Below are 1186 nucleotides of genomic sequence, written 5' to 3'. Positions count from 1 at the left end.
GAGCAAGCTCGCTCCCACAGTGGGTTCTAGATATCCGCCAACGCCGCCACCAGGATCGCCTTGATGGTGTGCATGCGGTTTTCCGCTTGTTCGAAGGCAATGTTGGCCGGGGACTCGAAAACCTCCTCGGTCACTTCAACGCCGTTGGCGAGATTCGGATAACGCGCGGCAATGTCCTTGCCGACCTTGGTTTCGCTGTTATGGAACGCTGGCAGGCAGTGCATGAATTTCACCCGGGGATTGCCCGAGGCCTTCATCATCTGGGTGTTGACCTGATAGGGGAGCAATTGCTCGATGCGTTCGTCCCAGGCTTCCACCGGCTCGCCCATGGACACCCAGATATCGGTGTGGATGAAATCCACGCCCTTGACGGCTTCCTTCGGGTCCTCGGTAATGGTGATCCGCGCGCCGCTTTCGGCGGCGAAGGCCTGGCATTGGTCGATGAAGTCCTGGTGCGGCCACAGCGCTTTCGGCGCGCCGATGCGCACGTCCATGCCCAGTTTGGCGCCGATCATCAGGAGCGAATTGCCCATGTTGTAGCGCGCATCGCCCAGGTAGGCGTAGCTGATGTCATGCAGCGGCTTGTCGCTGTGCTCGCGCATGGTCAGGGTGTCGGCGATCATTTGGGTCGGGTGGAATTCGGCGGTCAGGCCGTTGAACACCGGCACCCCGGCGAACTTGGCCAGTTCTTCGACAATTTCCTGTTCGAAGCCCCGGTATTCGATGGCGTCGAACATCCGCCCCAGGACGCGGGCGGTGTCCTTCATGCTTTCCTTGTGGCCGATCTGCGACGACACCGGGTCGATGTAGGTGACATGGGCGCCCTGGTCGTGGGCCGCGACTTCGAAGGCGCAGCGGGTGCGGGTCGAGGTTTTTTCGAAGATCAACGCGATGTTCTTGCCCTTGAGGTGCGGCTGCTCGGTGCCAGTGTATTTGGCGCGCTTGAGGTCACGGGACAGGTCCAGCAGGAAGTGCAGCTCGCGGTTGGTGTGGTGCATCAAGCTCAGCAGGCTGCGGTTGCGCATGTTGAAAGCCATGGTGGATCTCCTTGGGTGTCGGTTATCCCCTGGGCCGTTCTCGATAAAAACGGCCCAGGCTGAAGGTCAGTAATCGATAGGGTCGCGAATGATCGGGCAGGTCATGCAATGGCCGCCGCCCCGGCCCCGGCCCAGCTCGCTGGCGCTGA

At 61.2% G+C, this 1186-nt stretch carries 2 protein-coding genes; both read right to left on the bottom strand.

The window, feature by feature from the left end:
- Positions 1–26: 26 nt before the first annotated feature.
- On the bottom strand, positions 27–1037 hold the full coding sequence (locus OC610_RS27775; protein WP_264432754.1) for an ornithine carbamoyltransferase: 1011 nt from the start codon (positions 1035–1037) through the stop codon (positions 27–29).
- Positions 1038–1103: 66 nt separating this feature from the next.
- Positions 1104–1186, bottom strand: an 83-nt coding sequence (locus OC610_RS27770) for an arginine deiminase family protein (RefSeq protein WP_264432756.1), incomplete at its 5' end; no start/stop codon positions are given.

The sequence above is a fragment of the Pseudomonas agronomica genome, assembly GCF_025917275.1.
GTDB classification, from domain to species: Bacteria; Pseudomonadota; Gammaproteobacteria; order Pseudomonadales; family Pseudomonadaceae; genus Aquipseudomonas; species Aquipseudomonas agronomica.
The sequence above is the reverse complement of the archived record's forward strand: the minus strand, read 5'-3'. Positions and strand labels throughout refer to the sequence as shown.

Bases quoted from the DNA above. Each gene is read 5' to 3' on its own strand.
- OC610_RS27775 (WP_264432754.1), bottom strand. From the start codon at position 1,037: ATGGCTTTCAACATGCGCAACCGCAGCCTGCTGAGCTTGATGCACCAC.